General features: G+C 45.7%; 15 protein-coding genes. 4 read left to right on the forward strand and 11 right to left on the reverse strand.

The genetic code is table 11. The annotated features are described in order from the left end of the window. Window positions 1-262: 262 nt before the first annotated feature. Window positions 263-1,597, reverse strand: a complete 1,335-nt coding sequence (locus PJF56_RS07720) for a histidine phosphatase family protein (RefSeq protein WP_283762075.1) — start codon at window positions 1,595-1,597, stop codon at window positions 263-265. A 122-nt stretch (window positions 1,598-1,719) separates the two neighbouring features. Here PJF56_RS07720 and PJF56_RS07725 point away from each other — a divergent pair, with 122 nt between their 5' ends. The 3 genes from PJF56_RS07725 (at window position 1,720) to PJF56_RS07735 (ending at window position 4,877) form a co-directional block, all read left to right on the forward strand. Then, window positions 1,720-3,642 (forward strand): S9 family peptidase, encoded by a 1,923-nt coding sequence (locus PJF56_RS07725; protein ID WP_283762076.1) that lies wholly within the window; start codon window positions 1,720-1,722, stop codon window positions 3,640-3,642. 201 nt (window positions 3,643-3,843) lie between these two features. Next, a complete protein-coding gene (locus tag PJF56_RS07730) occupies window positions 3,844-4,293 on the forward strand; it encodes a helix-turn-helix domain-containing protein (protein ID WP_283762077.1) in 450 nt (149 codons plus the stop codon). Beyond that, complete coding sequence (locus tag PJF56_RS07735) at window positions 4,290-4,877, forward strand: PIN domain-containing protein (protein ID WP_283762078.1); 588 nt, start codon at window positions 4,290-4,292, stop codon at window positions 4,875-4,877. Before PJF56_RS07730 ends, PJF56_RS07735 begins: the two co-directional genes overlap by 4 nt. 77 nt (window positions 4,878-4,954) lie before the next feature. Here the strand turns inward: PJF56_RS07735 and PJF56_RS07740 are convergent, their stop codons facing one another. Genes PJF56_RS07740 through PJF56_RS07755 form a run of 4 tightly spaced genes read right to left on the reverse strand, consistent with a single transcriptional unit; the run spans window position 4,955 to window position 7,277 of the window. Then, a complete protein-coding gene (locus tag PJF56_RS07740) occupies window positions 4,955-5,293 on the reverse strand; it encodes a hypothetical protein (RefSeq protein WP_283762079.1) in 339 nt (112 codons plus the stop codon). Between the two features lie 6 nt (window positions 5,294-5,299). Continuing rightward, window positions 5,300-5,770, reverse strand: a complete 471-nt coding sequence (locus PJF56_RS07745; RefSeq protein WP_283762080.1) for a hypothetical protein — start codon at window positions 5,768-5,770, stop codon at window positions 5,300-5,302. A gap of 35 nt (window positions 5,771-5,805) precedes the next feature. Beyond that, complete coding sequence (locus tag PJF56_RS07750) at window positions 5,806-6,819, reverse strand: AAA family ATPase (protein ID WP_283762081.1); 1,014 nt, start codon at window positions 6,817-6,819, stop codon at window positions 5,806-5,808. Window positions 6,820-6,824: 5 nt separating this feature from the next. Further along, entirely contained in the window at window positions 6,825-7,277 is a 453-nt protein-coding gene (locus tag PJF56_RS07755; RefSeq protein WP_283762082.1) for a hypothetical protein, read from the reverse strand. Window positions 7,278-7,458: 181 nt separating this feature from the next. Here PJF56_RS07755 and PJF56_RS07760 point away from each other — a divergent pair, with 181 nt between their 5' ends. Continuing rightward, window positions 7,459-7,941: a helix-turn-helix domain-containing protein gene (locus tag PJF56_RS07760; RefSeq protein ID WP_283762083.1), complete on the forward strand. Its 483-nt coding sequence runs from the start codon at window positions 7,459-7,461 to the stop codon at window positions 7,939-7,941. A 52-nt stretch (window positions 7,942-7,993) separates the two neighbouring features. Here the strand turns inward: PJF56_RS07760 and PJF56_RS07765 are convergent, their stop codons facing one another. The 6 genes from PJF56_RS07765 to PJF56_RS07790 all read right to left on the reverse strand — a co-directional run bounded on the left by PJF56_RS07765 (window position 7,994) and on the right by PJF56_RS07790 (window position 13,630). Next, window positions 7,994-8,374, reverse strand: a complete 381-nt coding sequence (locus tag PJF56_RS07765; protein ID WP_283762084.1) for a HepT-like ribonuclease domain-containing protein — start codon at window positions 8,372-8,374, stop codon at window positions 7,994-7,996. Next, a complete protein-coding gene (locus PJF56_RS07770) occupies window positions 8,371-8,658 on the reverse strand; it encodes a nucleotidyltransferase family protein (RefSeq protein ID WP_283762085.1) in 288 nt (95 codons plus the stop codon). The genes PJF56_RS07765 and PJF56_RS07770 overlap by 4 nt, the downstream gene beginning before the upstream one ends. A gap of 225 nt (window positions 8,659-8,883) precedes the next feature. Continuing rightward, complete coding sequence (gene pap / locus PJF56_RS07775; RefSeq protein ID WP_283762086.1) at window positions 8,884-10,368, reverse strand: polyphosphate:AMP phosphotransferase; 1,485 nt, start codon at window positions 10,366-10,368, stop codon at window positions 8,884-8,886. A 108-nt stretch (window positions 10,369-10,476) separates the two neighbouring features. Next, window positions 10,477-11,493, reverse strand: coding sequence for a metal ABC transporter solute-binding protein, Zn/Mn family (locus PJF56_RS07780; protein ID WP_283762087.1), 1,017 nt, complete (start codon window positions 11,491-11,493; stop codon window positions 10,477-10,479). A gap of 201 nt (window positions 11,494-11,694) precedes the next feature. After that, window positions 11,695-13,170 carry a leucyl aminopeptidase gene (locus PJF56_RS07785; protein ID WP_283762088.1) on the reverse strand — a complete coding sequence of 492 codons (1,476 nt, stop codon included), beginning with the start codon at window positions 13,168-13,170 and terminating at the stop codon, window positions 11,695-11,697. 70 nt (window positions 13,171-13,240) lie between these two features. Beyond that, on the reverse strand, window positions 13,241-13,630 hold the full coding sequence (locus PJF56_RS07790) for a nuclear transport factor 2 family protein (RefSeq protein WP_283762089.1): 390 nt from the start codon (window positions 13,628-13,630) through the stop codon (window positions 13,241-13,243).

The following is a 13,630-nucleotide window of genomic DNA, read 5'->3' on the forward strand; positions in this document are numbered from 1 at the left end:
GCGCGGTAATGGGTAATGGGTAATTGGTAATGGGAAAACCATTTTTCACGCTATAATCCCCATTTTTCAGGCTTTTCATGGGACAACACTCTCAAGGAACATTTCGATTACTGTACCTCATAACATCGAAAAACGCTGTAAATGATTGATCCTTATTATATGATTAAGGTGGGCAGGGTATGCTGGCAAGTTTTAAATCATTTTGCTGCCTTCTCCTGCCCACCCTATGATAAATTACTATTACCGATTACTGCGCGAAGCGCTATAACGCTCCGGCTGCTGTGCGGTCAAAAATACCTGCATTGAGATGAGAGGTAATATTATGGCATTTGAGCATCGGTTTTCCCTGTGCGCCATAGGGATAATCAATCACCGTAATTGCCCCATTTCCTTGTTTGAAATTCCAGAAATATTGGGGGTCTAAATCAAATAAATGACACACGATCGCCTTATTAATCGCATCATGAGCCGCCACCATCCCTGTGGTTCCCGGTTGAGCAGATTCCAGAATACTCTTCCAAGCGGCGATCGCCCGCTCCCAAACCTGCTCTAAATTCTCCCCCTCTGGCATTTGCACCGTTTCCGGCGACTTTTGCCATTGTGCTAACATCCCCGGATAAGCCGCTTCAATCTCGCTCTCTAACATCCCTTCCCACAACCCATGGCTAATTTCTGCCAAGAGCGGATTAAGCTGTAACTCCACTCCAGGATGGTTCTCTAAAATCAATTCTGCTGTTTCCTTCGGGCGCAATAACGGACTACTGACCGCAAAATCTAAACGCACATCTTTCAAAAACTCTGCCGCTTTGCGTCCCTGTTCTTTCCCCGTTTCATTTAAGGGAATATCCTTAATCCCTTGAAAACGCTTATCCCGGTTCCATTGGGTTTCCCCATGACGTACCAACAACAGGCGAATCCCTTCCGGTTGATTAAATTTCGGTAACGAAACCCCTAAATGGCTGGTCAGATTCATCGATTCTAATTGCGCCCCATCTCCCCAACCTCCAGGAAAATTGAGGACACTAATACCACAATTAGATTGCAAAATAGACTGATAATAAGCTGGAGAAATATTCAGCGCCGTACTCAACAAACAGCGATTAATGCCATTATGGGCCACTACAACCACGGTTTGTCCTTGATGCTTGGCTAAAAGATCTTGCCAAAACTGTTTCGCTTGTTCATGCATCGCCACCACCGGATAATGCTCCTTGGGGCCTTCTGGGGTAGAAATCACCATTTTGAAGGCTTCCGGTTGACGCTTCCAAACCTCATATTCTGAGGCAAATTGGGTTTGCACATCTTTTCTGTGCATCCCTTGCCATAGGGGAAGATCGACTTCTAACAAGGTTTCTGGGCTTTCGATGGTGAGGGAAGAGCCAAGATGAGTGACAATTTCTTCAGCCGTCTGTCGAGCGCGTTGCAAGGGACTCGAATAAATGGCATCTAGGGATATGTCTTGGAGTGCAGCCGCCACCAACTTAGCATCAGCTTTGCCTTGTTCCGTGAGTACGGAGTCATCAAGACGGCCTTGAATGCGTTGCTGGGCATTATAACTGCTTTGACCGTGGCGGACGAGGATAACACGGGTAGTCATGAGGTTTTACTCGATCTGTTGCGGTCTGCATTTTACCCCATAATCTGGGTGGATGGGGAGGATGTCAACAAGACCCATTCCCGATTACCATAGGTCTTGCAGACCTTATTTCCCTCTCCCCTATGACTGAACCCCAAATGAGTCCCTACGGATCTTGGAAATCTCCCATTACCTCAGACTTAATTGTGGCAGGTGCGATCGCCCTCGGCAGCCCTCGTATTGATGGAGATGACCTCTACTGGTCAGAAGGTCGCCCCAGTGAAGGAGGACGCAGTGTCATTGTCCAACGCACTCCAGACGGACAAACCCAGGACATTACCCCCGCGTCCTACAATGTGCGAACCAGGGTTCATGAATATGGGGGAGGCTCCTATTTAATAGACGAACGAGCAGTCTATTTTGTGAATTTTGCCGATCAACAGCTCTATCGGCAACCCGTGGGCGAAGATCCCCAACCCTTGACGGGGGAAAGTCCATGCCGTTATGCTGACTTTCGCTTAGACTCGCGCCGCAACTGTCTGATTTCTGTGCAAGAAGACCATAGCGCAGAAGGAGAACCCGTTAACCGCATTGTCAGCATTGACCTAGAAACGGGTAACCCCACCACCCTGACTGAAGGCTATGATTTTTACGCCTGTCCCCGGTTAAGTCCCGATGGTTCCCAACTCTGCTGGATCTGCTGGAATCATCCGAATATGCCTTGGGACGGGACCCAGTTATGGGTTGCGCCGGTGAATGAGGATGGCACATTAGGCACGGCGACCTTGGTGGCGGGAAGTACGACGGAATCGATCTTTCAACCCGAATGGTCTCCGGATGGGGTATTGTATTTTGTGAGCGACTCGACCAACTGGTGGAACCTCTATCGCTGGAAGGGTAGCTCTATAGACCCGCTCTTCCCCAAAAACGCCGAGTTTGGGCTTCCCCAATGGGTCTTTGGCATGAGTACCTACACCTTTGCTGATGCAGAAACGATCATTTGCATCTATTCGGAAAAGGGGAATGATACGCTGGCTAAAGTCAACACCCGCAGCAAAACCCTAACAGTTATTCCGACTCCCTACAGCAGTTTATCTGCTCCTCAAGTGCGCGGAAATCAGATTATCCTGTCAGCAGCATCAGCCACCCAACCGAGCGCCTTAATTCAACTGGATATATCGGGGGAAAATCTAGAGATTATCTATAAGTCTAGCCAGCTCGAAATTGATCCCGGTTATCTTTCCGTTCCAGAGTCCATTTCCTTCCCCACGGAAAACGGCTTAACCGCTTATGGCTTCTATTATCCGCCCCAAAATAAAGACTATCAAGCGCCAGAAGGGGAAAAACCACCTTTATTGGTGAAAAGTCATGGAGGGCCGACAGCAGCAACATCGAGTAGATTTAATCTGAAGCTGCAATATTGGACAAGTCGCGGCTTTGCTATCCTCGATGTCAATTATGGGGGAAGCACTGGATATGGTCGGGAGTATCGCCAACGGTTGAATGGCTCCTGGGGTATTGTGGATGTGGATGATTGCGCCAATGGAGCCAAGTATCTGGCCGAACAGGGTAAGGTAGATGAAAATCGGTTAGCTATCTCTGGGGGAAGCGCGGGAGGATATACGACATTATGCGCTCTGACATTCCGGGATACGTTTCAGGCGGGCGCGAGTTACTATGGAGTGAGCGATTTAGAAGCTCTAGCCACGGATACCCATAAGTTTGAATCGCGCTATTTGGATGGCTTGATCGGGCCTTATCCAGAACGTAAAGATGTTTATGTTGAGCGATCGCCCATTCATTTTACCGCACAACTTTCCTGTCCCGTCGCCTTCTTCCAAGGACTCGAAGATAAAATCGTTCCCCCCAACCAAGCGGAAATGATGGTCAATGCCTTAAAAGAAAAGGGGTTACCCGTTGCTTATGTCACCTTTGAAGGCGAGCAACATGGTTTCCGCAAAGCGGAAAACATTAAACGCGCTCTTGATGGCGAATTTTACTTTTATTCCCGCGTCTTTGGCTATGAGGTGGCTGACAAGGGGGGAGAAATTGAGATTGAGGGTTGATTGGTTTTAGAATCAGACATAGCTGTAGGGGCGAAAAATTTTTCGCCCCCTCTCCCACGGGAGAGGGGGTTGGGGGTGAGGGCTATACTTCAGGCAAAAGAAAAAGGCTATACTACTAACTAAAATATCCTGTAGGTATAATTAAAACTACGGGGTACTTTTGGATGAAAATTTTAGTCGAGACTAATGAGGTTTAGTTGCATGAAAGAACCTATTCAGCCTAGTAAGAATGATATTCGTCTGGCTGCGGAAACAGCACAGAAACTGGCAGCTTATGCAGAAAATGAGGTTCTGAAAATCCGTATTATAGAAGAGGGATCTGACACTATCCCCGTTGAAATACCAGCACCAGCCGTCAGTTTACTGATTGATTTACTTCAAGAAATGAGCAAAGGTAATGCAGTCACGCTCATTCCCTACCATGCTCAATTGACAACCCAGAAAGCAGCAGATTTTCTCAATGTCTCCGAGCCTTTTGTGGTTGAATTATGCAATAAGGGTGAACTGCCTTACTCTCGTCTTGGCAAGCACCGAATGATTGACTTTGCTGATTTAATTGAGTTCAAACGTAAGAGTCTTGTGGAGAGTCACCAAGCTCTTGATGAACTGGCCGCTTTGCATCAGGAGATGGGTGGATACTCTATATCATGAGCCAATTGATTGTTCTCTATGATGCGTGCGTCCTGTACCCAATGCCCCTGTGCGATTTGCTTTTACAGCTTGCTTTGACCGGAACGTTTCAGGCTAGATGGTCAGATGCTATTCATGAAGAATGGATCAGAGCTGTTAAGAAGAATCGCCCTGAGATTTCTGATAGTATGATTGCTCGTAAACGTCGCGCTATGGATGCTGCGGTTAAGGACGCTCTGGTGACAAACTACGAACCGATTATTCCCAGCCTTGAGCTTCCAGATCCAGATGACCTCCATGTACTTGCGGCCGCGATCGCTGGCCATGCTGATGTTATTGTTACTTATAATCTCAAGGACTTTCCCAACGATATACTGGCTCCTTGGGGCATCCAAGCTCAACACCCAGATCAATTTATAGTTAATCTTCTGGAGTTATATCCTAGTGCGGTGTGCCGGGCTATCAAAATTGTTCGTACCCGTCTAAAGAATCCACCTATGACCCTCAATGATTACCTGGCTAATCTGGAATCTCTTAGCCTGACTGAAACGGCGGCTACTCTGAGGAACTATACATCAGATTTGACTGAAAGCGATTCAACGTAAGGCGATCGCAGCGATCGCCTCTTGTTGGTTATAGACACTTCCCAACCAAGCGAAAAGATGGTTACAAGTTTCCCTCGTTATTCCTCCTCCGTAAAGCGACTCAGAAATTCTCTCAGCCATTTTGCCCCAGCTATACTTGCGATCTGACCACCAAATGATGTCACAGATGGCATATCTAGCCGCTTGACTTCGGGAGCATTTTCTGAGAGATGCGTTTCATCTCTGATGTACCAAGTCAATGCTGATTCCTGTATCTTGCATTTCTCGCAACGAATTGTGCCATCATTTCCAATCTGAAGGGGATTTTCACATTGGAAATGTAACCATTGGTACTGCTCTGTCGGTTCTGACCCAGGAGGATAGGCAACTAAGTCATGATATTCAACGGTTATGGGTTGATCTTGATCTGTAGACATCGTTATTTACCAATCCTCTCCCATGTTTTCGAGCAGCTTGATCAGCCATTGTCTTCCAGCAATGCTTGTGACCTGACCTGCTGTAGAAATAGCACTAGCAAAGTGTGCTGGTGTAGTTTTTCTATAATCAGTGTGATAACCTTCGTGTGCATATCGTGCAACTTTTAGGTGAAAAGCCTCCCCACAACTAGCACACTTCATTTGTGCATCGTCCCCAATCTGAATCTTACCATTACAACCAGGTTTTGAGTGATACCATTGGGAAGCCGGTCCCGGTTCCTTGTTATCAGCGAGAGCAGACTCTTGTATATTTCCTTTGTCTTTATGTCGATCTAGGCGGGTAGCAACTGCATTGGGACTCTGCTGACCTTCAGTTACTTGTTCCAAACGTTCCAATGCACAAAGTAAGCGTTCCCATGTATCATCAGTTATCTGAAGATTAAACTGAAGTTGCTCTTGTTGTTGTCGTTGATTCATTATCTTTCGTCCTATTGAGTTAACAATTGTTGTAATTAGGGCGAACAAATCGCCGCTTTACTCTCTTTTACGATTTGGGCAGCTTTCTTGAAATCATCAAGACTTGCTGTACCATTTCTCAGAGACATTCTCAAACACTCTTCACAAACATAAATGACCTCTCCACTATTTAAACCTTTCACAGCTTTTACTAAGTCCCTGTACTCTATGTCAGATCTGAAGTAGTTACCCAGTTTGGATCGGATAATCACTTCATAATCCTCCTGGGCAGGAATGGGTATATAAAGGACATGACCGAATACAGAGGGATCGAGCAAAATTTGTGGTAAACCTTCAACTGTTCTGGCTGTAGCAATGACAAATACATTTTCATACAGCCGATTTCTTCTTATTTCATCGACTAAATCCTCCGCGAACAAAAAGCTTTCTCTTGTTTCTCTAAACTGTGTAGAGAATACTAGGTCTATTTTGTCTAGCAAAATAATAGCTGGCGCTGATAACCTAGCTTTACGAAATATCTCTCCCAGGGTTGGCAGTGAGTTATTAGGGTCTGGATGGATAAAATCCAAGCTTTTGACAGAAAGGCACTGAATATTGAGTTTAGCGGCTAGAGCTAAAGCTAAAGACTTCTTTCCAGATTGAGGAGAACCCACTAAAAGCACTCCTGTTGGTGGTGTTAATCCTATCTCTTTGAGTTGCTCTGGAGTATTAATCGGTGGCTCTATCAGAGTTAAAAGTCTATTTTTAATGCTAGTCAAGCCTAGCAGTTCATCCCATGATTTAGGATCGGACTGACTGGGTAAACCTCTTAAAGTGGTAGGCTGTAACTCTTTGAATGCTTCTGAAAAGTCTTGATTGGTGATACAAACTTCTCCAATTTGAGCATAATTTCCTGTTGGGGTAAGCTGAAACACTCGCCTTAAACAACGAATAGCTGATTCTCTTGCCAAAGCTGCTAAATCTGCTCCAACATAACCAGAAGTTTTCTTAGCCCAGGATTGTAGATTAATGTCTGGATTTAAATCCATACCTCTGACATATTTTTGCAAAATGTCTAGTCGATAAATCGGCTGTCTTTGGCTAAGATTACATCCCCTCCTAGGATGCGATTTTTGACACATTCTAAGTCTTCTTCGGTCTGGATTTTATCCTTGTTTTCACCGAGTACCTGTACTTCTAAGCTGATGGCATTTTGAATTTCATCTGTTCTCAAGGCTCTTAATTGAACCACATCCCCCGGACTGACTAAGCAAGTATCCATCAAGGTTGGCTCTAGTCCGATCGCCCACCGATCGGTGCTAGGATTCTCCAAATGCTCGTTTTCTTCATACCAGGCATAGCCATAAGCTATCGTACCGTTAGGAACTGATGTGATTTCCACAAAAACAGGATCGGCGCTACAAACCTGACGCAGCTTGTCCAGCAGAGATTGAGGCAGTAAAGTGAGATTCAAACCACTGTGCTTGGGCTGATGTCCAAAAACTTTACACTCTGTTACTTTTGCCATGTTTTCCATGTTTACCCTGTCTTTGGCTGCCTTTGAGCGATCGCCCCCAAAAAAAGTCACTTAGACTAAAGATAGACTGGTCGCCACTACCTATGTTAAGCTAGTTACTACTATTCAACGACTAACCGAGACTGTAACTTTTGGTTAGGATAACACTATCAACATACTTCAAACCCTGGCAATGTCTAGTGATGAGATGTTTTCTGAGGCAGCAGATCGTTGGGATCTCGAACGACTGTACCGAGATTTGGCAGAAGCAAAACGACTCTGTTCCCCTCGTGCTAGAAAGGGATTGACTGAACGGGAAAAGCTTTATTTGCGCGGGTTATTGTGTGGTTGTAGTCCTAGGGAGATAGCAAAGAAACTGGTTCAAAGCGAAAAGGGGGTTGAAGTCTATGTTTGTAAAACCTTATATCCATACCTAAAACAACTCCCGGATGTACCGAGCCGGAAGATCGAGAACTGGAGAAATATCGATCACTTGCTGGAAGATGCGGGATACAAAAGGCAATCTCGATCTTCTGTAACATCTAAGACTAATTCTTCTGTACCTATTGAACCATTAGTCAAAATTGTCAATTTAGGGGTTGAACAACACACCATCTCCATTGATATCAATATCAAGTTAGCCTTACCTTCAGATGCTGAAGATGAAAAGAGGTAGCTGACAAGGGGGGAGAAATTGAGATTGAGGGTTAGAAACCGGGTTTCTGCGTTCACTTTTGGTTGGGTGTCGAAGGCGATCGATTTTCTAACTCCTGAATACAAGTTTCTACTTGAGTTTTTAAGTCAGGTAATTTATCAGGATTATGGATAATATTCCAGACGGTTTCTAAATCAATTGCCCAATAATGATGAGCGAGAATATTTCTAAAGTCTGTAATATCCCGCCAAGGTACTGAAGGATACTGATTTTTTAATTCATCAGGGAGTTTATTGGCTGCTTCACCAATAATTTCTAGTTCACGAAGTACAGCCATTTTTACTGTTCGATTGGTTAAAAAACTTTCTTTCCCGTGCTGAATATGAATGGCGATCGCTTCAATAGATTCTTTAATGTGATAAAGAAAAAATAGAGGAGATTTTTGTTTATTCATAGGGGAATTGCCGAAGATAAAACTTCCTGTTTAATGGTATGATGTAATGCTGTACTATGCACAATATCAACATCACATTTCAGCAATTCTTGTAATGCTCTTCGTAAGCGAATGACATCAAATAAATCTTGTTCTGGGGTGGGATCGATCAGAAAATCAATGTCACTATTTTCAGTGTTTTCACCTTTAGCCACTGAACCAAATACTTTAATATTAGTAGAGTGATATTGTTCAGCTAATTTTATAATGTTAGAGCGGTATTGTTTTAATTGCTGTAAGTTCATGGTGAATTACCTTGATGGATTTGGTCAGTTAATCAAATTGTAGCAGATTTGCTTTTATACTGTCGGGTGTGTTTTTGTAAATAATGCCATCATCTATTCTTAACATTCAACACTTCTGCCTATTACCCATTACCTATTACCGCGCGTTTCATGTCTGCGAAGCAGAAAGCGCTATAATTTCAATTAAAAAGTTGAAATTTTGATACCTTGCCCAATCTGTAAACGTTAATGTCTCAAACCGAGTTCGATCGCCTCAATCACCGATTCTAATACCTTGACTCGCGCATAGAGCTTATCGTTGCCAGCGACCACTGTCCAAGGAGCATTGGGGGTATGGGTGCGGCCAATGGTCTGATTGACTGCGACTTCGTATAATCCCCATTTTTCTCGGTTACGCCAATCTTCATCGGTTAATTTATAGCGCTTAAAGGGGTCATCCTGACGGGACTCAAATCGCCTTAACTGTTCTTCTGGACTCACATGGAGCCAAAATTTAACTAAAACATACCCAGCATTGGTGAGCATGGCTTCAAATTCATTAATTTCCCGATAGGCCCTGCGCCATTGGGTATCGGTGGCAAAGCCTTCAATGCGTTCGACTAAGACGCGACCATACCAGGTGCGGTCAAAAATACCAATTTTGCCGGCCGTGGGTAAATCCCGCCAAAACCGCCACAGATAATGATGCATTTTTTCCTCTGCGCTGGGTGCAGAAAATGCTCTCACTTCATAACTGCGAGGGTCTAGATTATTGGTGAGGCGTTTAATGGCTCCTCCTTTTCCGGCGGCATCCCATCCTTCAAACAGGGCTAATACGGGCAATTTAGCCTTAAAAATCTTCAGTTGCAATTCCTGTAATCTGACTTGGGCTTTTTTCAGCCGTTTCTTATACTCTTTCTTGGATAAAGATGCACTCAGATCGACCCGCGCTAGAAAATCGGGTTCTGTGGGTTCTAATTGCTCTTGGGGAGGTAAGGGAGCGGGAATGAGCTGGCTTTGGCGACGGTCTAGGGCTTCTCGCAGGGTAGCGGCGACGGTTTGTAAGACTTTGACTTGGGCCCAGCGTTGACAGTTGCCTTCGACTAATGTCCAGGGGGCAAACCCGGTGCTGGTTTGAACGATCATTTCTTCTGCCAGCATCCGATAGTTGTGATACCGTTTTACCTGCTGCCAATCTTCTTCCCTGACTCGCCAAGCATTGAGCCGGTCTTTGGCATAGGCTTTAAGCCGTTGTTTGAGTTCTTTTTTACTCAGATGAATCCAAAATTTGGCGATCGCACAGCCATCATCGCTCATTTGCCGCTCAAAGGCATTAATATGGCGCATTAGGGCGGGGACTTGGGATTCTTGGACGCGATCGAATAGCCGGTCTTCGAGGACATGGGTATACCAACTATGGTAAAACAGGCCAATGCTGCCGTAGTGGGGAATTTTGTGCCAAAATCGCCAGAGGAAAGGATAGTTTCTTTCTTCGGCATTGGGGGGCCAAATGGGATGGACTGCAAATCCTCTAGGGTCCATATAACCGATCACTTTTTTGACCAGAGGGCCTTTACCGGCCGCTGCCCAGCCTTCTAGCACGATGATCATAGGTAATTTTTTTTCCCAACAGGCATGTTGAAGCGATCGCAACTGTTGCATCAGATCTTCTATTTCTGTTTTGTAGCGGTGCTTGTCGAGAGACCGATCCAGATTCAGTTGCTTGAGCATTCCTGTATACGTCCTGAATAGAGTTGTTCTGAATATGATCGGCGATCGCTTCCTAATTTTAGCAATCCTTTGGTTTATTTTTAACTTTGAACTCTAGGCCGCAAGAGATTAGTCACTTAAAGCTTCGACTAAATTAGTCGCATTCTCTTCCATCCTTCTCAAATAAACCGTCGGTTGAGTGCTGGTTGTTTCTCCAATGGCAATGGGATCAAAAATGCTAACTTTGATTTTGAGATCTTGAGCTAACGTTTCAAAGGCTTTAGTCCCTATTCCTGGTTCTTGCAGCAAGGCTTTGATCTGTTCGGCTTGCACAATTTCGATCAAACGACGCACATCTTCTGGAGAGGGGTTTTCTGCGGGGATGTCTACCAAAAATTCAGCCCTGAGACCATAGCTCTGGGCGAAATAACTGGCGAAATCATGGAATGTGATAAAGGTTTGGCCGGCGTAAGGTTGCAGTTTTTCGGTAATTTGAGCATCTAAGGCTTTGAGTTGCTCGATAAATGCCGCAGCATTTTGAGTATAAATTTCTTGTCCTTCTGGATCGGCGGCAATTAAACCATCACGGATGTTTTCGACTTGCTGAATGGCTCGTTTGGGATCGAGCCAAATATGGGGATCGAATTCTCCATGATCGTGAGCAGGGTTGTGGTCATGTTCATGGTCATGGTTATGGTCATGATCGTGGTCATGGTCATGCTCATGGTCTTTTTCTGCCAACCTCAAGGGTTCAATACCAGAACTTGAATCAACGATGATTAAATCGCTATTCTCGGCATTGTTAATCATGTCATCCAAGTAAAATTCTAGTTCTAAGCCATTTTTGATTAAAATATCCGCTTGGGCGATCGCCTGAACATCCGCAGGTTTGGCTTGGTAGTCATGGGGGCCGACGTTCGCTGGTAGTAATTGTGTGACTTCTGCGCGATCGCCAACCACTGCTTTCGTAAATTGGGTCATCGGCAAAAATGTGGTTACCACCTCCAAGTTGTCTTGCTCTTCCACAACGGCTGTATTTTCCCCTGTAGCGGTTTCCGTGCTGGAGTTGGAAGCACAACTGACTACAGATAGGGCCGTGAAAACGGCGATCGCCAACGGACTGACCTTCTTTCCTAGAATCATCATGGACTTTTACTAGAATGATTATCATTTTTATTTTAGAGCAAACCTGTATTTTAGGGCAAATCTAGGAAAAAAGACTAGAGCGATTTGAAATGGTGCGTTATGCGGACATACCATTGATTTGTAACCATTCGCATTTTCTGACCGCATAACACACCCTACCTATGATGGTGTCGCCCCCGGTAGCAACGCACCCTACCTAACTTAACTCAACACCCAATTCACCAAAGAGCGAACGGGGAAACCGGTTGCACCGGCACTATGGTAACGGTCATCTTTATCCGTCCAAACGGGGGCAGCAATATCTAAATGCATCCAAGGGGTTTCCTTAATAAATTGCTTCAAAAACAGGGCCGCAGAAATGGAACCGCCTGCCCTTGCTCCGGTGTTTTTCATGTCAGCAACAACGGATTTCATGCTGTCAAAATAGCTCTCTTCTAAGGGCATCCGCCAAAACTGTTCTCCAGCCAGTTCGGAGGCACTCATAAAGTCGGCGGCTAGGGTGTCATCGGCTGTCCATAACCCGGCAATTTTATTGCCCAAGGCAACGACACAAGCGCCGGTTAAAGTGGCAAGATCGACGATCGCCTCTACCTCCAGTTTTTCGGCAAATACCAGGGCATCCGCCAGAGTCAGACGACCTTCAGCATCGGTATTATTGACCTCGATGGTTTTGCCATTGGAGGCTTTGAGGATATCCCCTGGATGCATGGCATGGCCGCTAATCATATTTTCGGTGGCGGCGGAGATAAAATGAACTTCAACATCGGGTTTTAACTGGGCGATCGCCTTGGCTGCGCCTAATGTAGCTCCTGCGCCTCCCATGTCAGTTTTCATCATCTCGATGCTACTGCCTGCGCCAGCTTTAATATTCAAGCCGCCAGAGTCAAAAGTTAGACCCTTACCCACAATAGCCAACTTGCGGCGCGGTGTGCCTTGGGGTTTGTAGGTGAGATGGATAAACTGGGGGGGCAGATCGGAGGCTTGAGCCACGCCCAAAAATGCGCCCATTCCCAGGTCTTCGCATTCTTTTTGCCCTAAAACTTCGATTTCTAAACCATAGTCAGAGGCGATCGCCTTTGCCGTTTCTGCTAAGGTAACCGGGGTGACCTCATTGGCGGGAGCTGCCACCAATTCCCGTGCTAAAATCACCCCAGAACAAATCATTTTCGCCTTCTCTAGGGCTGCTTCCGTACCGCCTAAGCCTAACAGCGCCACCGTTTGCAACTCTGGAGGTTTCTCCTCTGGTTCCGACTTAAAGCGAGTATCCTGGTGTAAGCCTAACTCAATGCCTTCGGCGATCGCCTGAGCCGTTAACGGGCGATCCTCATTCAACAGGGGTAAACTGATACCCAAAGTTTGACAGCGTTCCTTTTGCGCCAACTTCGCGGCGGCTGCTCCCCCTTGACGCAGGGTATCTGCACTCAACTTTTCCCCTTTCCCCAACCCCACCAAAATCAGTTTGCGGATGGGGTATCTTTTCCCTAACCGGATAAAAATCGTGCTACCGTCTTTACCTTTAAACTCCGTATCTTCAATCAACTCAGCCAGAGCGCCGTCTAGCTTCTCATCGAGTTGCGTCAGATCTGCACTCAGTTCCACCGCATCTTCAAAAAAGCCCAGAGCAAGGGCATCTCCCGTCCAATCTAACCGTGGCGTATCTGTAGGTTGAAATTCCATCATTATTAATAATAGTGTACCGTTTCCTTCGATCAGTATAGTGCCCTTGGCGCTGTGGCGGATCTGAAACCTAACCACCTTTGAGTTGGGCAATGAGTCCGGGTTCATCCCAATAGGACGCTAAGGCTGTTATTTTACCGGCTTCATTCAAGTCAAATACGCTAATTCCTTCTGCTTGGGCGGTTTTTCCGTTTTTAGCAACAACGTTCATTTGCCATTTGACGGCTGCCCCTGTACCGGAAATAAATGGGGTTTCGGGGGTGATTTCTAGGCGGTGGTAAAATTGGGCTAGAAATTGGAAAAAAGCGGTGGCTTTTTGATGGGCGATAACTGGAGGTTTGCCTACGGGATCGGCAATTGTAGCATCGAGGGTAAAGAGTTCAGCCCACCCTTCGGGGTTCATGGCACTCATTTGGGTGAAGTAACTGTTGAGGGTGGTTTGTATGAGTTCAGGAGACAT

The organism is Roseofilum halophilum BLCC-M91 (assembly GCF_030068445.1).
Classification (GTDB): domain Bacteria; phylum Cyanobacteriota; class Cyanobacteriia; order Cyanobacteriales; family Desertifilaceae; genus Roseofilum; species Roseofilum halophilum.